17 protein-coding genes and 1 pseudogene are annotated in these 19,763 nt (G+C 62.3%); 10 read left to right on the forward strand and 8 right to left on the reverse strand.

What is annotated here, in order from left to right:
* The first annotated feature begins 241 nt into the window (after positions 1-241).
* Together NKJ93_RS16530 and NKJ93_RS16535 are read left to right on the forward strand one after the other, a co-directional pair.
* A complete protein-coding gene (locus NKJ93_RS16530) occupies positions 242-1,978 on the forward strand; it encodes an adenylate/guanylate cyclase domain-containing protein (RefSeq protein WP_352590196.1) in 1,737 nt (578 codons plus the stop codon).
* Positions 1,979-1,984: 6 nt separating this feature from the next.
* A complete protein-coding gene (locus NKJ93_RS16535) occupies positions 1,985-2,653 on the forward strand; it encodes a GNAT family N-acetyltransferase (RefSeq protein WP_352590199.1) in 669 nt (222 codons plus the stop codon).
* 499 nt (positions 2,654-3,152) lie between these two features.
* On the opposite strand, the gene NKJ93_RS16540 is transcribed toward NKJ93_RS16535, so the two are convergent.
* From NKJ93_RS16540 to NKJ93_RS16560, 5 genes are all read right to left on the reverse strand, one after another.
* Positions 3,153-4,073, reverse strand: a complete 921-nt coding sequence (locus tag NKJ93_RS16540; protein ID WP_023719986.1) for a phosphorylase family protein — start codon at positions 4,071-4,073, stop codon at positions 3,153-3,155.
* A 14-nt stretch (positions 4,074-4,087) separates the two neighbouring features.
* Positions 4,088-4,879 carry an ABC transporter permease gene (locus NKJ93_RS16545; RefSeq protein ID WP_023719987.1) on the reverse strand — a complete coding sequence of 264 codons (792 nt, stop codon included), beginning with the start codon at positions 4,877-4,879 and terminating at the stop codon, positions 4,088-4,090.
* Positions 4,872-5,759, reverse strand: coding sequence for an ABC transporter permease (locus NKJ93_RS16550; RefSeq protein WP_023719988.1), 888 nt, complete (start codon positions 5,757-5,759; stop codon positions 4,872-4,874). The genes NKJ93_RS16545 and NKJ93_RS16550 overlap by 8 nt, the downstream gene beginning before the upstream one ends.
* On the reverse strand, positions 5,756-6,793 hold the full coding sequence (locus tag NKJ93_RS16555; protein WP_023719989.1) for an ABC transporter ATP-binding protein: 1,038 nt from the start codon (positions 6,791-6,793) through the stop codon (positions 5,756-5,758). Before NKJ93_RS16555 ends, NKJ93_RS16550 begins: the two co-directional genes overlap by 4 nt.
* A gap of 131 nt (positions 6,794-6,924) precedes the next feature.
* Positions 6,925-7,965, reverse strand: a complete 1,041-nt coding sequence (locus tag NKJ93_RS16560) for an ABC transporter substrate-binding protein (protein WP_023719990.1) — start codon at positions 7,963-7,965, stop codon at positions 6,925-6,927.
* A 197-nt stretch (positions 7,966-8,162) separates the two neighbouring features.
* Between NKJ93_RS16560 and NKJ93_RS16565 the strand changes: the two genes are divergently transcribed.
* Positions 8,163-9,161 (forward strand): LacI family DNA-binding transcriptional regulator, encoded by a 999-nt coding sequence (locus tag NKJ93_RS16565; protein WP_023719991.1) that lies wholly within the window; start codon positions 8,163-8,165, stop codon positions 9,159-9,161.
* A gap of 12 nt (positions 9,162-9,173) precedes the next feature.
* On the opposite strand, the gene NKJ93_RS16570 is transcribed toward NKJ93_RS16565, so the two are convergent.
* A complete protein-coding gene (locus NKJ93_RS16570; RefSeq protein WP_023719992.1) occupies positions 9,174-9,758 on the reverse strand; it encodes a TetR/AcrR family transcriptional regulator in 585 nt (194 codons plus the stop codon).
* Positions 9,759-9,863: 105 nt separating this feature from the next.
* Between NKJ93_RS16570 and NKJ93_RS16575 the strand changes: the two genes are divergently transcribed.
* The 3 genes and pseudogenes from NKJ93_RS16575 (at position 9,864) to NKJ93_RS16585 (ending at position 12,310) form a co-directional block, all read left to right on the forward strand.
* Positions 9,864-10,679 (forward strand): oxidoreductase, encoded by an 816-nt coding sequence (locus tag NKJ93_RS16575; protein ID WP_352495973.1) that lies wholly within the window; start codon positions 9,864-9,866, stop codon positions 10,677-10,679.
* 62 nt (positions 10,680-10,741) lie between these two features.
* Positions 10,742-11,218, forward strand: a pseudogene (locus NKJ93_RS16580) (alpha/beta fold hydrolase); the annotation flags it as partial.
* Between the two features lie 90 nt (positions 11,219-11,308).
* A complete protein-coding gene (locus NKJ93_RS16585; protein WP_352590202.1) occupies positions 11,309-12,310 on the forward strand; it encodes an NADP-dependent oxidoreductase in 1,002 nt (333 codons plus the stop codon).
* Here the strand turns inward: NKJ93_RS16585 and NKJ93_RS16590 are convergent.
* On the reverse strand, positions 12,303-13,232 hold the full coding sequence (locus NKJ93_RS16590; RefSeq protein ID WP_023719996.1) for a sugar kinase: 930 nt from the start codon (positions 13,230-13,232) through the stop codon (positions 12,303-12,305). The genes NKJ93_RS16585 and NKJ93_RS16590 overlap by 8 nt on opposite strands.
* A 158-nt stretch (positions 13,233-13,390) precedes the next feature.
* Between NKJ93_RS16590 and NKJ93_RS16595 the strand changes: the two genes are divergently transcribed.
* From NKJ93_RS16595 to NKJ93_RS16605, 3 genes are all read left to right on the forward strand, one after another.
* Complete coding sequence (locus NKJ93_RS16595) at positions 13,391-13,837, forward strand: FixH family protein (protein WP_352590225.1); 447 nt, start codon at positions 13,391-13,393, stop codon at positions 13,835-13,837.
* 7 nt (positions 13,838-13,844) lie between these two features.
* Positions 13,845-15,044, forward strand: a complete 1,200-nt coding sequence (locus tag NKJ93_RS16600) for a cytochrome-c peroxidase (protein WP_352590205.1) — start codon at positions 13,845-13,847, stop codon at positions 15,042-15,044.
* Positions 15,045-15,172: 128 nt separating this feature from the next.
* Positions 15,173-15,373: a hypothetical protein gene (locus NKJ93_RS16605; RefSeq protein ID WP_031194293.1), complete on the forward strand. Its 201-nt coding sequence runs from the start codon at positions 15,173-15,175 to the stop codon at positions 15,371-15,373.
* Positions 15,374-15,505: 132 nt separating this feature from the next.
* Here NKJ93_RS16605 and NKJ93_RS16610 read toward each other — a convergent pair whose 3' ends face one another.
* Positions 15,506-15,958, reverse strand: a complete 453-nt coding sequence (locus NKJ93_RS16610) for an Lrp/AsnC family transcriptional regulator (protein ID WP_023720000.1) — start codon at positions 15,956-15,958, stop codon at positions 15,506-15,508.
* A gap of 162 nt (positions 15,959-16,120) precedes the next feature.
* Here NKJ93_RS16610 and putA point away from each other — a divergent pair, with 162 nt between their 5' ends.
* Complete coding sequence (gene putA, locus NKJ93_RS16615; protein ID WP_352590208.1) at positions 16,121-19,732, forward strand: bifunctional proline dehydrogenase/L-glutamate gamma-semialdehyde dehydrogenase PutA; 3,612 nt, start codon at positions 16,121-16,123, stop codon at positions 19,730-19,732.
* Positions 19,733-19,763 lie beyond the last annotated feature (31 nt).

Below are 19,763 nucleotides of genomic sequence, written 5' to 3' on the forward strand. Positions count from 1 at the left end.
CTGCCCTTCGTCAGCCCATTTCACTGCGCGATAGCCGACATTCGCGGCACTCGGCACTGACCCCTTGCTGACCTTCTCCAAGACGAGCCCCAAGCGCAAGTCGTGGCCCCAGTGGGGACAATCGACAGGCGCGATCACCCTATGTAGCTGCTTGGCGATCGAGCTTCGAAGTCAACCTGATAGACTTTTGAAATGGGCGGCATAAAATTCGCTTTTCTGCTTTCAATGAAAGCAACGCGAAATGGCCGAAGAACGCGCCCAACGCCGCCTTGCCGCCATATTGGCTGCCGACGTGGTGGGCTACAGTCGACTTCTGGACCTGGACGAGCAAGGAACGTTGGCCGCTTTAAGGAGGAGGAGGAAGGAAATCCTCGAACCACTCGTCCGCGACCGTCATGGCCGTATTGTGAAAGTGATGGGTGATGGCGTTCTGGTCGAGTTCGGAAGCGCGGTGAACGCCGTGTCATGCGCCGTGGACCTTCAGAAGCGGATGGCGGCCGCAAACGAGGGTGTGACCGCCGACCGGAGAATCTACCTGCATATCGGCATCAATCTGGGCGATGTCGTTGTCGAGGACGGCGATCTGTTCGGCGACGGCGTCATTGTCGCAGTGCGGCTCCAGGCAATGGCCGGGGCAGGAGATGTCTGTGTGTCCGGCAGCGTCTACGACCAAGTCAAGCGGAAGCTCGATTGCGGCTTCGACGAACTTGGTCCGCAAGCGATCAAGAACGTCACCGAACCAGTGTCTGTCTACCGGATCCGGCTGTCGACCGCATCGGACGATGGCGGGCTCGCGGAGAAAGCGCCTCTGCAGCTCCCCGCCAAGCCCTCCATTGCCGTCCTCCCCTTTACGAACATGAGCAATGATCCGGAGCAGGAGGCATTTGTCGATGGCCTCACCGAAGACTTGATCACGGATCTGTCGAGGACAAGCGAGTTGTTCGTCATCGCCAGCAACTCGGCATTTGCATACAAAGGCAGGCACGTGGATGTGCGTCGCATCGCGCGAGAACTGGGAGTTCGCCATCTTCTTGAAGGTAGTGCACGGCGGGCCGCTGGACGGGTGCGTATCAACGCCCAACTGATCGACGCGATCGCGGGTGACCACCTTTGGGCCGAAAGATTCGACCGGAGCCTAGAAGATATCTTCGCCGTTCAGGACGAGGTGACCGGCAAGATTGTCGAGGCTCTGGTTGGCCGCCTGACCACCGCGCCGGCGCGCAACAGACCGAGCAACCTGGAGGCCTATGATCTCTGTGTGCGTGCCCGGGTCCTTGGCCTGCAAACGGCGCTCACCGCGAAAGAGGCCATTTTGCTGCTAGACCGGGCAATCGCGCTCGACCCGGAATACGCGGAGGCGCACCGTTGGCTGGCACTCAACCTCTGGCTGGGCTGGGAGTTCTGGGACGAACCGATGGACCCCAACCGCGCAAGAGCGCTCGCCGAAGCACAGCTGGCGGTCGAACTCGACCCGAACGACGCCGGGAACAGATGGGTATTGGGCGTCATACTTGGACATGAGAGTCGCTGGGTGGAATCGGATGCCGAATTCGATGCTGCCCACGAGTTGGACCCCAACCACGCCGACGCTTGGGCAATGCAGGCCGAGTTGACGACGGAAAAGGGCCGACCTGCCGAAGCCATAGAGCAGGTCCGCAGGGCACTGCGACTCAACCCTCACCCGCCCGGTTGGTATTATTGGATGTTGGGCCAGGCCCAATATGCCCTGGGCGACTACGAATCCGCGATCCTAACGCTGCGCAGGCCCGAAACCTATCGCACGACTTCACGACGCCTGCTTGCAGCAAGCCTTGCGCAACTTGGCCGTTTGGAGGAAGCGCGCTGGGAGGCGAAAATGTTCATGATAAGCAATCCGCACTTCACTATCCGGCATTGGTCGGATTCGCAGCCATTCCCAGCCGAAGACGTGCGCCGGCATATCGTGGAAGGTTATCGCATGGCGGGGCTGCCAGAATGACTGTCATTGGTCATTGGTTATACCTTCGGCTGCCGTCGACAGGCGTCCCAAGGCTGCCGCAGCAGCGAATATTTTGGTCTTCTGACGGAACGAAATTCGCCATATCGTGCGTTTGTTCGCCTCATGGTGTGCTTGAACATGGCCAGTGAAGACTTTCGGCACCGGATAGCGCGACGCGAGGACCTCGCCTCCATGATTGCGCTCATGGATGCAGCGATCTCCGAACTCCAGAAACCGTTTCTCGACGATGACCAGATCCGATCCAGCCGCGCAATCATGGGGCTGGACACGCAGCTTGTCGATGATGGCACCTATTTCGTCGTGGAGCACGACGGCGTCCTGGCAGGCTGCGGTGGTTGGAGCCGGCGCACGACCATGTATGGTGGTGATCAGTCACCGGGACGCAACGCGGCACTGCTTGATCCAGCCACGGACGCGGCGCGTATCAGAGCCATGTATACCCATCCGGACTTTGTCCGGCGAGGCGTCGGCCGCCTTATCCTTTCGCTGTGTGAACGTGCCGCTAGGGCTGAGGGCTTCCGCCGTGCCGATCTGGCAGCCACGATGGCAGGAGAGCCGCTCTATCGAGCCTGCGGCTACCAACCCGCCGAGAAATTCGTCGATGACCGTGGCGGCGCTCCGGTTCCGATCCTGATGATGAGCAAGACGCTCTGAGCTACGCTCAAAGGCCACTCGCTCGCGGCCGGCACTCGCTCCGGCCAGTATGGCAGGAGGAGGATGCTGGAGATTGAACCAGGCCATCTCGAACGAAACAGTACTTCGCCTGTACTTCCGCTCCATGGTCGAGTCGCGACCGACGTGGAGGTTTTCGGGAACGTCTCGAGATGGCGCATGTGGTCGGGTGGCGCGTTGAGTTTAACCGGATCAAACGACCATCCGCTTCGGGTCCGCATCAGGTCGTAGCGAGAACGAGCGCAATGCTGAAGCGCCATGATTGTCAGCAAATGGCGCTCTGTGCTCATTCCCGCCGACTAATTCAAACGGCAAGTTCCGCCCATCTGGGCCATTGGCGGCAGCCAGTCTGATTGAGTTTTGACCCTAATCCTCAAACGCCGCCCTCAGCGTTTCGAACGTCGCAAACACGCCCAATGCAGCGCCCTCGGGATTCTTGGTCGGTGGCAGAGCTTCAGCTATCCGGCGCACCAAGGTCGTCTCAGAACCGGCTGGAGCGTTCTTTCGGCTGAGGCGACTTCAAGCCGTGACAGGAGCATTCCGGATCAGCGGGAAGTCGCGCGGCGGTCTCCAGCGCGACCCGCGAGGCTGTCATGGAGAGACTGGGCAGCACGTCCTCCTGCAGCAATTTCTGGCGATTGCGATCCATATAGTCGTTGAAGCCCGCCGTCACGAATGCGCAAGGCACGAAACACGCGCCGATCTCGCGCGACAAGGTCGCCTCAGGGGCGATGGAATGGTTGAGGACATCCGCACCCATGCCCCGATACGCCAAGGCTTCGGCTGGCGTTGTCAGTCGGGGCCCATAACAATGGGCAGCCACCAACTGCTGTTCGATGCCGTAAACGCGGCATTCGGCTGGCCAATGACGGCGGGCCGTTTCGACCAGAACCGCCGCACATCTTGGACACACGATTTGCTTGCCCGAACAGTCAAAGCTCTGGCGGTCAGGAAGCAGTGAAAACGGGGTCTGCGTCAGTTCAATGATGTCGGCGGTCACCACCATGTCGCCCGGCTGGATCGCCTTGTTGACGGCGCCTACAGTCGAGCAGGCGAGAACTTGCCGTACACCCGCCCGCATCAATACCCAGAACGCGCGGCGATGGCAGGAATGGTCGATACGGTCGCGGGGATTGCCGTGCGAATACATGCACAACGCACGTTTTGCTCTCCCTTCGGCTGTGATGGACGCATCGAACTCGAGCAGCTTCCAGTTGTCGGTACGACCGAAAGGCGTTTCAAAACTCATGTCGCGCCGCAACGTGCGCACACCATCGAATTCGACATCTTCCGGGAAGGCAAGCCCCCAGTTTGCCGACCCGGTGATGATGGCCAACCCTACCTGAGGGATGTCCGTCGAATGATCCGTCAGATCGTCGGCTGCATGGTGATTGGTGGGCATGTTTCCAGTCTCGGTCAGGATTTTTGGCGAAGGGTCACAATCAGGACCACGGCCACGACGATGACGGTCCACAATGTCGAGATCGCCGCAATGGTCGGATCGATCTGATCGCGCAGCGACAGGAACATAAGCTTCGGCATCGTGCTGTTGCGACCGCTTGCGATGAAGATCGAAATCACAGACTCGTCGAGCGAAGTCAGGAACGCCATCAATGTCGCCGACAGCAAGCTGATCCGAAGTTGCGGAACGATTATTCCGCCAATGGCTCTGGCCCAGTTTGCACCGAGGCTGCGCGCCGCCTGGACCTGGTTCCAGTCAAAGCGGGCGAGAGCCGGCAGCAACACAATGCAGGCGACCGGAACGGCCAGCACCACATGTCCGACCAGCACACCGAATAGCGTTCCGATCAGATGTTGTGCAGCCAAGACAAAGAAGAGACCGATCGCAAGCAGGATACCCGGGGTGATCGAGGGGGTTAGCAGGACGCTCTGGATGATCGCAGCGGTTTTTCCGCCCAGCCGATTCATTGAAATGCAGGCGAGCAGCGCAAACGGCACCGCGATCAACGCCGTCAATGTCCCAAGGATCAAACTCGTTCTGAGCGCAGCCATCCACGTTGCCGAGCCGAAGAAGTTCTCATACCAACGCAACGAGTAGGCGTGCGGCGGAAACTCGAGGAGATTCGACGCCGAAAAGGAAAGCGGCACCACCACGAGCGTTGGCAGCATCAGAAATGCCATGACAAGAGCGGCAAAGCTCCAGAGCAAAATGCGGGCGAGCCTGTTTTGCGGATAGGCTTCAAGCATGGGGGGCTTCCACTGTGTTCTGGGCCACCAGGCGGCGTGCCGCCAGCAACATCACACCGATCAGCGCCATAAGAACGAGGAGCAGAATGCCCAGGACGCTCGCCGACCCCCAGTCCTGAAAGGTCGATAGTGTACGCTCGATCCGGGTAGAGAGAGGATTTACCTTGCCGCCGCCAAGCACCGCCGGCGTGATGAAAAAACCTATGGCGTAGATGAGGACGATGATCGAACCCGAGAAGATGCCGCCCGCCGATAGCGGCAAAATGACCGTGCGGATGACCTGCCTGAGAGTGGCTCCCATGCTCGCCGCCGCGCGAATGAGATTTGGGTCGATATCGCGCATCGCAGCATAAACCGGCAGCAGAAAGAGCGGCAGCATGTAGTGCACCATGCCGATGAGCGTTCCGGTGAAGTTGTAGACCAGCGGCAATGGCTCCGCCGTCAGGCCTGAACCGGTCAAAGCCGCGTTGATCAGGCCATCGCGCCGCAAGAGCACGAGCCAACCATAGGTACGCACCAGAATGGAGGTCCACAGCGGCAGCATGACGAACGCCATCAGCACGTTGGCCACCCTTGGTCTGACGCTGGCCAGAGCCAGCGCCAGGGGGGTGCCGAGAAGAATGCAGGCCGCCAGCGTACCCAGGGACAGTTCGAGGGTCGTGACGAGCGCCGACCATGTCAGTCCGCTTGAAAGGACCTTCTGGTAATTGCCCACGGTGTACTCACCCGCGGTGGTCAGGAAGGACTGCCGGATGATCCAAAGGATGGGCAGTATCGCCGCCAGCCCAACGATGAACAGCGCCGGGAGCGAAAGTGAAAGAAAAAACCGCCGCTCGCGCCGTGCATCCGCAGCGAGCGCCGGATCCCGGACGACGGTCACGCCGTCGCTCCCGGTATGGCGTGAACCTTCGCTGCTGGTGCATATGCGGTCATCCGCTGACCGGCGGCAAGCTCGGCGCAGCCGCCGGCCAGCGCTGCCGGAATGCAGACAAGAACCTCTTGCCCACCGTCAAGCGCCAGCGTCAAAAGCCAGTTTTCGCCGCGGAACGCTTTGGCGCGCAGTATTCCTTCGAGAGCCACTCCGTTTCCCCCGACGAGCTTCGCATCAAGATGGAAGCTTTCGGCGCGGATCATCAGAGTTTCGCGTGATGGTTCGGCGCCGTCGATTCTGCGTGCTGAGCCTGGCGCCACAATGTTAGCCTCGCCCATGAACTCCGCGACGAAGCGGGTCGATGGACGATCATAAATTCGCTGCGGCGTATCTATCTGCTGGATGCGGCCAGAGTTCATCACCGCAATCCGGTCAGACATAATCAGCGCTTCGCGCTGGTCATGGGTCACATAGATTGTGGTGATCCTTAGATGATCATGCAGGCGCCGGATCTCATACTGCATGGTCTCGCGCAGATTCTTGTCGAGCGCCGACAGCGGCTCGTCCATCAACATCACGCGCGGTTCGAAGACGATAGCCCGCGCCAATGCCACCCGTTGACGTTGGCCGCCGGATAGTGCGGCAACATTGCGCTCCGCCAGGCCATCCAGCTTCACGCGGGCCAAGGTATCAAGCGCCCGCTGACGCGCCTCCGCTCTCGGTATCTTGCGCAGCACCAGCGGATACGCGACGTTCGCCAGGACATTCATGTGGGGAAACAGGGCGTAATTCTGGAATACTATGCCAATGTCTCGTTTGTTGGGCGGCAGGCGGGTGATGTCTCGATCGCCCAAGAGAAGTTTACCGGAATCCGGCCGGACAAAACCGGCCAGAGCCATGAGTAACGTGGTCTTGCCCGATCCCGATGGCCCTAGCAGCGTGAGGAATTCGCCAGCCTGAATGTCGAGCGAAACATCATCCAGTGCGACGTAGGATCCATAAGCCTTGTGCACGCTTTCGATGGTGATCGCGAGCGACTTCATCATGTGCTCCAGCCTTAAGGCGCGTCGCCTTCGACCGGCCTCACGCGACACGCTTTAGGTTCTTGTTTTCATGCATGTTGTTGTCGCAAAACCGCTGCACACTTTTGCGCGATATGCATTAGAGCTGAGAGTCAGCGGGCCATCATTTCATCGAAGGCTCTTTGGGCAGCCTCGCCATTCTTGACCCACCATTCTGAATTCGAAAACACCGACGTGCCAGCATTTTCAGGCGCGGTCGCAAGGGTCTTCAGACGGTCCTCGGGAATAAGGCCACCCTCATATGCCGCAGGATTGACTGGGCCGTAGGCAATGAAATCGGTCAGCTTCGCAACTCGCGCAGGCTGCGTCATCGCTGCGATGAGCTTCATCGCGGCTTCCTTGTTCGGCGCTCCCTTCGGCACCCCAAGGCAGTCCGTGCCGATGACCGAACCCTTGAACGTGTAGTCAGCCGCGCCGCCATCTGCTTTCACGGTTTGAGCCCGTCCGTTCCAGGTAATGACCAAATCCGCCTCACCATCTTTCAGCAACTGCGCGGACTGAGCTCCCGAGGTCCACCACACGGCGACATTTGGTTTGATCGCTTCAAGCCGGTTGATGGCGCGCTCTAGCCCTTCCGGCGTGCTGAGCACGGAATAGACGTCCGCGGGTGCCACGCCATCGGAGAGAAGCGCGATCTCGATCGAGTCTTGCGCATTGGCGCGCAACGCGCGCCGGCCAGAAAATTTGGCAACATCCCAGAATTCCGCCCACGTCTTCGGCGGGTTCTGGCCATAGGTCTTGGTGTTCCACGACATGACGGTGCCGTAGGAGTCGAACGGATAGCAGTAGTCGGACTTCGCACCCTCCGGCACGGATTTCGGATCGATGATCTTGTAGTCGAGTGGCTCAAGCAGCGATTGTGCGGCCGCCTGGGCACCTTCCGGTGAGCCCAGGTGAATGACGTCGGTCGTGACCGCACCCGATGTGACCTGCATCTTCAAGGCGGCTAGGCCGTCGCTTAGGGTCTCCTCGCGGACATCATAGCCGAGCTCTTTTGCAGCAGGCCCCCACATGGCTTCCTTCATGGCGTTGCCATAATCGCCACCTGCGGTCGTGATGGTGACTGTTTGCGCATGGACGGGCAAGGCAGCCGAGATTGCGAATGCTGTTAAGGAAATGCGTAGCCAGGACATAGGTTCTCCTCCCCAACTTTATCCAAATGTCGCTCAAAAGTGCCATTATTTTGTAATCGTAACGTTACGATTGCATCTGAATGCGCTGGAGTCAAGCTGCTTCCTGCGGGAGTTTGGATTGACCGGGATGTCGAATCCGGTAACGTTGGCGGTCAGCAAAATCAGCCGGCGCTTTCGCAAACGAAGTCGGGCGAACAATGGCCAATCTAAAGCAGATCGCGGCGGAACTTTCCCTCTCGGTGACCACGGTATCCCGCGCTCTGAAGGATGGGCCGGAAGTGCAGCCCTCGACCATAGCCCGCGTCAAGGAGGCGGCTAAGCGGGTCGGCTATTTACCAAATCATCATGGTCGCGCGCTCAAAACCGGTCGAACGCAGACGCTGACGGCAGTACTCCCGATGGAGACACGAGATCATCTGTCCGATCTGTTGAAGCTTCCTTTAATCGAAGGCATGACGTTGGCGGCGCGGCAAGCCGGTTATAGTCTGTCCATCTATTCCACCACTCCCGACGACGATCCCGTCGAGAGTGTGGAGCGGCAGCTCCAGGCGCGCAGCGCAGACGGCCTGATCATCACACGCCTGGTGTCGGCTGATCCGCGCGTCAAGCTGCTGCTGGATAAACGCATGCCATTCGTCGCGTTTGGAAGAACCGACCTGGATATCGCGTATCCTTATGTCGATGTCGACAATGAACAGATTGCCTACGAGGCGACCCGGCGGCTCATGGATAAGGGCTGTCGACGCATTGCGCTGCAACTTCTCGTTCCGGAGGACCAAGCGAGTGCCATGCGTCTTTCCGGGTATGGAAGGGCAATGGCCGAGGCCGGTATTCCGATCGACCAATCGCTGATCGGTCATGGCATGTTCACCATGGAATCGAGCGCAGGCTGGTTCGATCGCTTGCTGGCGTCATCAGATCCGCCGACGGGCTTGGCGTGCGCCAACGAACTGGGCCTTCTGGGAGCGTTGCACGCCCTCGGCAAGCGGGGTCTTACACCAGGCCGCGACGTCCACATCGTCACCCGTGACAGCACGCGGCTGGCACGTTTCCTGCCGGCAAAGATCGGAGTTCATTCCGTGGATATGGCGGGTGTTGGACGCAAACTTATCGAAGTCCTGGAGAGCCGGATCATCAATCCGCTTGGGCCGGTGGAGACAGTCTTGGTGCAAGGCAGATTCGAGCCGGCCGAATAGTCCGGGCTGCCGTCAGGGGGCCACCTCGTCTTGAACCGGCCGGATCAGCGCCTTTGCGGCAGCTGCTCCCGCTGCAAGGATGCGATCCGACAATTCCGTCCCTTCCAGGGCGCGGGCCAGTTGAAGCGCGCCGATGAGCGTTGCAAACACACCCAACGCAACGCCCTCTGGATCATTGGTCGGCGGCAGAGCGTCGGCTATCTGACGCACCAGGGATTGGGCGCGTTCGGCATAGAGGGCCCGCGTTTCAGGCGGCTGCCGCGCTATTTCCGGCAGTAGCGCGGCCGAAGCGCAGCCCTTTCCAGGATTGTCCCGGTGCTCGGCCGATAGATATGCCCCTATGGCCATTTCCGGACCGCCGGCGGCCAACGCTTCCTGCACTTGCTGCGACTGCGCGTCCAGGGCCGCCGCCACGCTTTCACGGACGAGCTCCGCCTTGGACTGAAAGTGCGGATAGAAGGCCCCGTTCGTCAGCCCGGCGTCGCTCATGATGGTCGCCAGCCCGGACGCCGCGATGCCGTCAGATCGAAAACGTTCGGCGGCGACCTCCATGATCCGGCTGCGTGACGCGTCTTTTCGGCCCTTTTCGTAGCGCATGTCTTCTTTCCTGCCCTGCTATTGCATTATGCTCATAATCTGATATTACGACCATAATTCAATTCGTGGAAATAAGCTAGACCTCTCGAACCTGGAACATCAAAAATGAATGGGAATTCTGAAAAAACCGCAATCGTGACCGGAGCCTCCTCGGGCATTGGCCGCGCCAGCGCCGAGGCCTTGGCGCGGGCGGGGTTCACTGTCTTTGGCACAAGTCGCCGCAAGACCAGTAATGGCCCGGAAGGGGTGACCATGCTGGCATGCGACGTGACCGATGATGCGGCCGTCACTGCGCTCGTTGCCACCGTGCTCGCGCAGACCGGCCGGATCGATCTCCTGGTCAACAATGCCGGTGTCGGCCTGCTAGGGGGTGCCGAGGAATCCTCGGTCGCACAGGTACAAGCCCTGTTCGACGTCAATCTGTTCGGCGTCATGCGGATGACCAACGCAGTGTTGCCGTCGATGCGGCGGCGCGGCCAAGGGCGCATCATCAATATCGGCTCCATTCTGGGATTGGTACCCGCGCCATACTCAGCGCATTATTCGGCAGTCAAGCACGCGCTCGAAGGCTATTCGGAATCGCTCGACCACGAGGTGCGCGCCTTCAACGTCCGCGTTTCCGTCATCGAGCCGGCATTCGTCCGCACCGTCTTCGACCAGAACGGCATCGAGCCGGATTCGCTGTTGAAGGAATACGATCGGGCTCGAGCCGGGCTCAAGGCGTTGCTGGGCGATGTGATGCCGATAGCCGATCGGCCGGAAGTGGTGGCGAATGTGGTCGTCAAGGCGGCGACCGATGCCCGTCCGCGACGGCGTTACACCGCTGGCAAGGCAGCGCGCCAGGTCAGCCTGCTGCGCCGCTTTGCCCCCGCGGGGATGTTCGACAAGAGCCTGCGCAAGCAGTTCCGCTTGCCGGTCTGAACAACAGAGCCAGGGGATTTCGCGCATATGCGACTAGCAACCACAACACATTTGGTCAGGCCCTTGTGCGCAAACTCATCCTGGCTGGCAAGGGGCCGGCCGGTGGCGAAGGCATCGACAAGGTGACGCCGCTGACGATCGTGGACATGATCAAGGGCGCGCTGACTTTGCGGGATCCGAAATACTATCTCTTCTTCACAACGACGCCGAATGGGCGCCGCGCCGCAAACGCATTTCTGCAACGGCTGAAAGAGCGCCGGTCCGACCGGGACAAGGCGGTATCGCTGAGCGCCTTCGGCGCGCAACTCAAGGCGATCAAGGCCTACGGACTCCAGGCGCCGCAAGACCTGAGCGCTATCCGCATTCCCACTTTGGTTGCGAATGGCGACCAGGACAGGATGGTGCCGAGCAGCAATACCTACGATCTCGCCGGGCGTATCCCAGGGGCGCATCTGGTTATCTATCCGGATGCCGGGCATGGCGGGGTAGTTCAGAACTACGCCGATTTCGTCCCGAAAGCCCTGTCCTTCCTCGAGGCTGAGGTCTTGCCGCAGGGCGGCCATGCAACTGAAAACGTTCGGCTTGTTTTGTCGCGGAACACCAACAGACATTCTTAGAAAGTAACTGCCATGAAGGCATTCGTTGTCGATAAATATAATAAAAAGGGCCTTCTGCGGCTGGCCGAAATGCCGGAGCCGCAGCTCCAGGACAGCGATGTCCTGGTCGAGGTTCATGCCGCAGGGGTGAACCTGCTCGATTCCAAGGTCAGAACCGGAGAATTCAAGCTCATCCTGCCCTATCGCCGGCCCTTCATCCTGGGCCATGACGTGGCTGGGAAGGTTATCCGCGTGGGATCGAAAGTCCGCAAGTTCAAGGCCGGCGACGATGTCTATGCGCGGCCGCGCGATGGCCGGATTGGGACATTCGCCGAGTTCATCGCCATGGATGAAGCCGATGTGGCCTTGAAGCCTGAGAATCTCAGCATGGAAGAGGCGGCCTCGATTCCCCTGGTCGGTCTCACCGCCTGGCAGACGCTTATCGACAGGGCAAACCTGAAGAAGGGACAGAAGGTCTTCATCCAGGCTGGTTCCGGGGGCGTGGGAACATTCGCTATTCAGTTGGCCAAGCACCTCGGCGCGACCGTTGCGACAACCGCGAGCGCGTCGAGTGCCGATCTGGTGAAAAGTCTCGGCGCCGATGTTGTCGTCGACTACAGGCAAGAAGACTTCGAGAAGGTTCTGTCGGGCTACGATGTCGTCTTGAACAGCCAGGACGCCACGACGCTCGAAAAATCCCTGAGCGTGCTGAAACCGGGTGGCAAGCTCATCTCCATCTCGGGTCCACCGGATTCCGAGTTTGCCAGGGAAAAGGGACTGAATTTTATGCTGAGGCTGGTGCTGCGCTTCCTGAGCCGCGGAATTCGGGCCAAAGCCAAGCGCCGTGCCGTGCAGTTTTCGTTCCTTTTCATGTGGGCGCAGGGCGATCAGCTGAGCAAAATCACCTCCCTAATCGAATCCGGCGCGATCCGCCCGGTTCTGGATCGGGTCTTTCCATTCGAAGCGACCAATGAGGCTCTGGCCTATGTCGAAACAGGACGCGCCAAGGGCAAGGTCGTCATCAAGGTCAGATAGCAGTTGCCTCGAACGCAGCCCTGAGCGTCTCGAACGGCGCCAGGGCGCCGCGCACCTGTACGACGGCGGCGGCGACGCGATGGGCGCGCTGCACCGCCTCAGTCGGCGCATGGCCGGCAAGGCGGGCGGCGAGATAGGCGCCATTGAAGGAGTCGCCGGCGCCGGTGGTGTCGACCGGGGTGGCGACGTGTACCGCCGGCACGGTTTGCAAGGTTCCGTTTTGCGCGATCAGCGCCGGTTCCTCGCCGTTCTTCACGACGACCTCGCCGACCAGCTTTCGCAGCCGTTCGGCTGTTTCCTGCGGTGTCGTATCACCAAACAGCATCTGTTCGTCGGGAAAGGTGGGTAGCGCGATGTCGGCGACGGCGAGCGCCTCGAGGATCGCGGCCTGCGCTTCCTCGCTTTGGCGCCACAGCCGCGGCCGGTAATTGGGATCGAAGGCGATCAGCGAGCCGGCCGCGCGCGCCTTGGCCACGGCCGTCAGCAGTACCTTGCGCGCACCCTCGTCGAGGATTGCCAAAGTGATTCCGGAAAAATAGACCAGCGCCTGGTTTTCAAGGCTTTTCTGTAAAGCGGCTGGGTCCGAAGCCAACTGCCTCGCGGCCGCATCGGCCCGCCAATAGGTGAACGAACGTTCGGCGCCGGTCAGCGTGATCGCATAGAGGCCGGGGCGGGCGCCCGCTATCACCGGGCTGGCGCCGACGCCGATGCCGTTTTCGGCGAGGAATTTGATCTGGTCGCCCGAGAACGGGTCGTCGCCGAAGGCCGAGACATAGGTCGCCGGCCGCTCGCCGCTCAAGGCATGCAGCGCCCATAAAGTGTTGAACGTGTCGCCGGCAAAGCCCATGCGCCAGTTCGGCCCGGCCTGGCCCGAAAGCTCGAGCATGCACTCGCCGATCGAGGCGACGCCGTTTCCTGCCATGAAGTACTCCTCCATCCGTGCAATTGCGGTGCTGTAGCTTTTTGCGGCCGGCAGCGCCATGCTTGGCGACGGCGGATTCTTGCGCTGGGCGCGATTTCCCACAGGGGCGTGGGACGCGATCTGCCCAGCGAATCGTTATCCGCAGAACAGGAATGGGTTTGGCATCGTTATGGCGTTATCTTCTTGGAGGCTTCGGCCTGGCTGCCTTGCTCGCCGGTGTGCTGGCCGTCGTCTATCTGACGGCGCCGCATGCGCCGCAACCAAGCTCGGACGTCGGCCGTTCAAGGACGACGGCGAACAAGCTGTTCGTGGCGACTTTCGAGCCCGAGAAAGGCGTCATCCGGCAGGGCGAACTGGAGTCCTGGCTGCTCACATTGAAAACCGTCGAGGGTGCGCCGGTGGAAGGTGCTGCGATAACGATTTCCGGCGGCATGCCGCAGCACAAGCACGGTCTGCCGACCAGCCCGCAGGCGACCGATTACCTCGGCGCAGGACGCTATCGCATCGACGGCGTGAAATTCACGATGAGCGGGTGGTGGCAGTTGCATTTTGCTATTTCCGCCGCGGCCGGTTCGGACACTGTCGTCTTCAACGTGGTGCTGTGAGCCATAGATGAGCCGGTTTTCCAGTCTTCTCGCGTTGGTGATGGTGGCCGTGCTCGCCGGCTGCGGCAGGCCGGAGTTTTCCGACGCCGAGAAGCAAACCGTCGCCTCATTGACGCTGTCCAAGCTGCCGCCGCTGAAGCCCGACACGACCAATCGCTTTGCCGACGTGCCGGCCGCCGCGGCACTCGGTTCGACGCTGTTCTTCGACACCGGGATGAGCGGCGGCGGCACCGTATCCTGCTCGACCTGCCACAAGATCGACCGCCAGTTCCAGGACGACCTGCCGCAAGCGGTCGGCGTCGGCCGCACCAACCGGCGTACCATGCCGCTGGCCGGCGTCGCGCATGATCCCTGGTTCTTCTGGGACGGGCGGCGCGACAGCCTGTGGGCGCAAGCACTGACGCCGCTTGAAAATCCGCTGGAGCACGCCGGCAACCGCGCCGCCTTCGCGCATTACATCAAGGCCCGTTTCGGCGAGCGCTACGAGCGCATCTTCGGGCCGCTGCCGGACCTTTCGGGTGTGCCGGCCAATGCCAGCCCGCTCGGCACCGATGCCGAGAGGGCGGCCTGGAACGCCATGCCGGAGGCGCAAGCCGAGGAGGTCAATCGCGTCTTTGCCAATATCGGCAAGGCGATCGCCGCCTTCGAGCGCTCGATCGCGCCGCCGCAGACACGCTTCGACCGTTTTGCTACCGATCTTGCGGTGGGCGCCGAGCCGCAAGGCGACGCCGTCTTTTCGCCGGAGGAAATCCTCGGCCTGAAGCTGTTCATCGGCAAGGGCAATTGCGTGACCTGCCACAATGGCCCGCGTTTTACCGACGGCAGTTTTCACAACACCGGCGTGCCGCCTGTCGCGGGCCTGCCGCCGGATCGCGGCCGCGTCGACGCGGTGGCGCAGGTCGAGGCCGATCCGTTCAACTGTTTCGGCACCTTTCGCGACGGTGATGCCAGCGCCTGCCGCGAGTTGCGCTTCATGGTCAAGGCCGGGCCGGAACTCATTCGTGGGTATAAGACGCCGTCGCTGCGCGGTGCCGCCACCCGGCCGCCCTACATGCATGCCGGGCAGTTTTCCTCGCTGGACGAAGTGGTGGCGCATTATTCCAAGGCGCCGGCCAGTGTCGAAGGTGTATCCGAGATCCACCCGCTGCAGCTTTCGGACCGCGAACGCGCGGCTCTGGTGGCGTTTTTGAAGACGCTGGCGGAGTGAGGCCGGGTTTGTGTGCGACAAGAGCGGACCACCGTCTTGGGCCGCCAAATAACGTTGACACGATGCAGGGTCGCTGCTCACGATAACCAAGGCGCAAAGTGCGATACCTCAGGCTGTGGGAGGATAAAATGCAGCCACTTGAAATCGACGCCAAGCCTCAACCTGTTTCAATTGACCCCGCCAAGACCGCAGTTCTCGTCGTGGACATGCAGAATGACTTCGGCTCGAAAGGCGGGATGTTCGACAGAGCCGGAATCGACATTTCCGGGATTCAGCGGGCTGTCCGCCCCACCGCCCATCGCGTCGGATGCACCCAGGAGCAATCATGACGCCTCGATTACGCTCGTGCAGATACTCTTTGGATGGACATCGACGTCCGACCATTTCCTGAGGGCGATCGAGGAGCAATTTCAGGAGCGTCTTGAACGAGCCGGATGAGCTGACGAGATATCAGTGAGCGCCTACCGATCCTTCACCGTCTCCATCGCCACGAAGGTCGAGGTCTGGGCGACGTGCGGCAAGGCCGAGATGCGTTCGCCGAGCACGCGCCGGTAGGCGGCGATGTCGGTGGTGCGGACCTTCAGCAGATAGTCGAAGCTCGATGCCATCATGTGGCACTGCTCGATCTCCGGCACCGTCTGCACGGCGCGGTTGAAGGCGTCGAGCGCGGCCGAGCGGGTGTCGGACAGTTTCACCTGGACGAAGGCGACATGGCCTTCGCCCATGCGCTCGCGGTCGACGATCGCCTGGTAGCCCCTGATAAAGCCGTCCTTCTCCAGCCGCTTCACCCGCGCCTGCACCGGCGTCTTCGACAGGCCGACTTTTGCCGCCAGTTCCGACATGGAAAGCCGGCCGTTGCTGCCCAGGGCCGACAGGATGTTTCTGTCGATGCGGTCCAATTGGTCTTCTGCCATCGGATTCCTGGTCGAATTGGAGGTGATTGGCCATAATGATAGATCAATCGACCTGTCCTGTCGATTTCTTTGGACCGGACGAAATCCCTACTTATGTTAGCTTGCGCCATTCGGTCCGGTGACCGCCGGCCCGCTTCCTTATGCTCGCTCTACAGGACCGCCATGCCAGCGCTCGACACCATCCGCCAGCAAATCCGTGCCAATTATTTGCCCGACGAAGACCAGGCGGTGAAGCGGCTGGCCGAGGCGGCCGGGCTGTCCGTGCACGATCGCAAGGCGATTTCGGCCCGTGCCGCCGATCTGGTGCGGGCGGTGCGCGGCTCGTCCGATCCGCGGCTGATGGAAGTGTTCCTGTCCGCCTACGGCCTCTCGACCAAGGAGGGCGTGGCGCTGATGTGCCTGGCCGAAGCGCTGCTGCGGGTGCCCGACACCGAGACGATGGACGACCTCATCGCCGACAAGATTGTGCCGCACGACTGGTCGGCGCATTCGGGCGGTTCGAGCTCGATCTTCATCAATGCATCGACCTGGGCGCTGATGCTGACCGGCCGCGTGCTCGACGAAGGCGAGGGCGGCATCGAAGGCACGCTACGCGCCATGGTGCGCCGGCTGGGCGAGCCGGTCATCCGCAAGGCAGTCGCCGCCGCGATGCGCGAGATGGGCGAGCAGTTCGTGCTCGGCCGCACCATCGCCGAGGCCGTCAGGCGCGGCCGGCCGATGACGCAGAAGGGCTATCTCTATTCCTTCGACATGCTGGGCGAAGCGGCCCGCACCGAGGCCGACGCGCTGCGCTATCTCAAGGCCTATGCCGAAGCCATCTCTTCGCTCGATGCCGGCGCCAACGGCCCCGACATCCGCCAGAACCACGGTATTTCGGTCAAGCTGTCGGCGCTGCATCCGCGCTATGAAGTGACCCAGAAAGAAAAGATGCTGCCGGTGATGGCCGAGCGGCTGTTGTCGCTGGCGCTGGCGGCGCGCCATTCGCGCATGGGGCTCAACATCGACGCCGAGGAAGCCGACCGCCTCGATTTGTCGCTCGACGTCATCGAGCGGGTGTTGGCCGAGCCGGAGCTTGCCGGCTGGAACGGTTTTGGCGTCGTCGTCCAGGCCTATGGACCGCGCGCCGCCTTCGTCATCGACTGGCTCTACGCTCTGGCCAGGAAATACGACCGCAGCATCATGGTGCGGCTGGTCAAGGGCGCCTATTGGGACACCGAGATCAAGCGGGCGCAGACGCTCGGGCTCGACGGCTATCCGGTCTTTACCCGCAAGGCCAACACCGACGTCTCCTACTTGGCCTGCGCGAAGAAGCTGTTGTCGATGACCGACCGTATCTATCCGCAATTCGCCACTCACAATGCCCACACCGTCGCCGCCATCCTGTCGATGACGACGGAGCGCGATACATTCGAGTTCCAGCGCCTGCACGGCATGGGCGAAGCGCTGCATGAGACGGTGCGGCGGGCCGAAGGCACGCGCTGCCGCATCTATGCGCCGGTCGGCGCGCATTCCGACCTGCTCGCCTACCTGGTCCGCCGGCTGCTGGAGAACGGCGCCAATTCCTCCTTTGTCCACCAGCTCACTGACGAGGAGGTCGAGCCCGAGGACATTGCCCGCGACCCGCTCGAAACGGTGGAGAAACAAGGCCCCGCCGCCAATCCGGCGATCGTGCCGCCGTCGGCGATCTTTGGCCCCGGCCGGCGCAACTCCAAGGGTTTCGATATCACCGACACGCTGACGCTGGCGGCGATCGACAAGGCCAGGGCCGAGTTCGCCGGGCCGGAGCGCTGGCACGCCAAGCCGGTCAGCCGCGCCGCCGGCTACGGCAAGCAGCGTCCGGTGGTCAATCCGGCAAAACCTTCGGAAGTGGTCGGCACGGTCAGCGAGGCCGGCGCCAAGCAGGTCGAGACCGCCGTGCGCATCGCCGTCGAGGCACAACCGGTATGGGCAAGACGCCCGGTCGCCGAGCGCGCCGCCATCCTCAACCGCGCGGCCGATCTCTATGAGGCGAACGCCGTCGAGTTCTTTGCGCTCGCCGCCCGCGAGGCCGGCAAGTCGCTGGCCGACGGCGTTGCCGAGGTGCGCGAGGCGGTCGATTTCCTGCGCTACTATGCGGCCGAGGCCGCCAATGCCGAGGCGGGCACCGAGGCGCGTGGCGCCATCGCCTGCATCTCGCCGTGGAACTTTCCGCTTGCCATCTTCACCGGCCAGATTGCAGCGGCACTGGTCACCGGCAATTCCGTTATCGCCAAGCCGGCCGAGCAGACGCCGCTGATCGCCTTCCGCGCCGTCCAGCTGCTGCGCGAGGCCGGCGTGCCGGAAGACGTCATCCAGCTTCTGCCCGGCGACGGTCCCTCGGTCGGCGGCCCGCTGACCGCCGATCCGCGCATTGCCGGTGTCTGCTTTACCGGCTCGACCGAGGTCGCCAAGCTGATCGAAAAGCAGCTGGCCGAGACCGCCGCGCCCGACGCCATGCTGATTGCCGAGACCGGCGGCCTCAACGCCATGATCGTCGATTCCACGGCGCTGCCCGAACAGGCGGTGCGCGACATCCTCGCCTCCGCCTTCCAGAGCGCCGGCCAGCGCTGCTCGGCACTGCGCATTCTCTACGTGCAGAAGGACGTCGAGAAGAAGATGCTGGAGATGCTGAAAGGCGCTATGGAAGCGCTCAGCCTCGGCGACCCCTGGCGGATCTCGACCGATGTCGGCCCGGTCATCGACGACGAGGCACAAGCGTCGATCCGCGACTATTGCACGAAAATGGGCCTGCAGGGCCGGCTGATCGCCAAGCTCGAAGCGCCGAAGGACGGCCGCTTCGTCGCGCCGCACGTCTTTCGGGTCAAGAGCATCGAGGAGTTGGAACGCGAGGTGTTCGGCCCGGTGCTGCACGTCGCCACCTTCGATGCCGACGAGATCGATGCGGTGATCGCCGCGATCAACCGCAAGGGCTACGGCCTGACCTTCGGCCTGCACACCCGCATCGAAGGCCGCGCGCAGCATTTCGTCGACGGCATCCATGCTGGCAACATCTACGTCAACCGCAACCAGATCGGCGCCGTCGTCGGGGCGCAGCCCTTCGGCGGCGAGGGGCTTTCCGGCACCGGACCGAAGGCGGGCGGGCCACATTATCTCCGGCGCTTCCGCAAGGGGCCGGAGGCCGGCACCCATCTTGCCGAAGGCCGCAAGGTGACGGCGACCGAGCTCGCCGACAATCTGCCGGACCCGGCCTTTGGCGGCTGGTCGACGCGGCCGGATCGCGTCGCCATCCTGAGGAAACATCTGCGCGGCAAGGGTGCCGCGGCCATCGGTGCCGCCGCCGGCATCGATTTCGGCCAGGTCGACCTGCCCGGGCCGACCGGCGAGGCCAACACGCTGTCGCTGTCGCCGCGCGGGCGCGTGCTGTGCCTCGGTCCCGACGCGGATACCCTGCTTGCGCAGACGATCCAGGCGCTGGCTGCCGGCAATGCCGTGCTCGCCGTCGCACCTGGCGCGCCTGCGGTACTGTCGGCGCTGACCGGCAAGGGCCTGCCGCTGGCGGCGATCGACGGCCGTCCGGACCCGGTCGAAGCGCGCTCGCTGCGGGTCGATGTCGTCGCCTTTTCCGGTATGCCCGAGGCCGCGCGCATCGTGCGCAAGGTCATCGCCGACCGCGCCGGCCCGATCGTACCGCTGGTCAGCGAAGTGTATTATCCGGCCGCCTATGCGCACGAGCGCGCCGTCTGCGTCGACACCACGGCGGCGGGCGGCAATGCCAGCCTGCTGGCCGCGGCATAGGGTTTCGCCAGGGCTCGCTCATCGCGGGCAG

The organism is Mesorhizobium sp. M0028 (genome assembly GCF_040323855.1).
Taxonomy (GTDB): Bacteria; Pseudomonadota; Alphaproteobacteria; order Rhizobiales; family Rhizobiaceae; genus Mesorhizobium.

Bases quoted from the DNA above. Each gene is read 5' to 3' on its own strand.
- NKJ93_RS16530 (WP_352590196.1), top strand. From the start codon at position 242: ATGGCCGAAGAACGCGCCCAACGCCGCCTTGCCGCCATATTGGCTGCC.
- NKJ93_RS16540 (WP_023719986.1), bottom strand. From the start codon at position 4,073: ATGCCCACCAATCACCATGCAGCCGACGATCTGACGGATCATTCGACG.
- NKJ93_RS16545 (WP_023719987.1), bottom strand. From the start codon at position 4,879: ATGCTTGAAGCCTATCCGCAAAACAGGCTCGCCCGCATTTTGCTCTGG.
- NKJ93_RS16555 (WP_023719989.1), bottom strand. From the start codon at position 6,793: ATGAAGTCGCTCGCGATCACCATCGAAAGCGTGCACAAGGCTTATGGA.
- NKJ93_RS16560 (WP_023719990.1), bottom strand. From the start codon at position 7,965: ATGTCCTGGCTACGCATTTCCTTAACAGCATTCGCAATCTCGGCTGCC.
- NKJ93_RS16565 (WP_023719991.1), top strand. From the start codon at position 8,163: ATGGCCAATCTAAAGCAGATCGCGGCGGAACTTTCCCTCTCGGTGACC.
- NKJ93_RS16570 (WP_023719992.1), bottom strand. From the start codon at position 9,758: ATGCGCTACGAAAAGGGCCGAAAAGACGCGTCACGCAGCCGGATCATG.
- NKJ93_RS16575 (WP_352495973.1), top strand. From the start codon at position 9,864: ATGAATGGGAATTCTGAAAAAACCGCAATCGTGACCGGAGCCTCCTCG.
- NKJ93_RS16585 (WP_352590202.1), top strand. From the start codon at position 11,309: ATGAAGGCATTCGTTGTCGATAAATATAATAAAAAGGGCCTTCTGCGG.
- NKJ93_RS16590 (WP_023719996.1), bottom strand. From the start codon at position 13,232: ATGGCAGGAAACGGCGTCGCCTCGATCGGCGAGTGCATGCTCGAGCTT.
- NKJ93_RS16600 (WP_352590205.1), top strand. From the start codon at position 13,845: ATGAGCCGGTTTTCCAGTCTTCTCGCGTTGGTGATGGTGGCCGTGCTC.
- NKJ93_RS16605 (WP_031194293.1), top strand. From the start codon at position 15,173: ATGCAGCCACTTGAAATCGACGCCAAGCCTCAACCTGTTTCAATTGAC.
- NKJ93_RS16610 (WP_023720000.1), bottom strand. From the start codon at position 15,958: ATGGCAGAAGACCAATTGGACCGCATCGACAGAAACATCCTGTCGGCC.
- putA (WP_352590208.1), top strand. From the start codon at position 16,121: ATGCCAGCGCTCGACACCATCCGCCAGCAAATCCGTGCCAATTATTTG.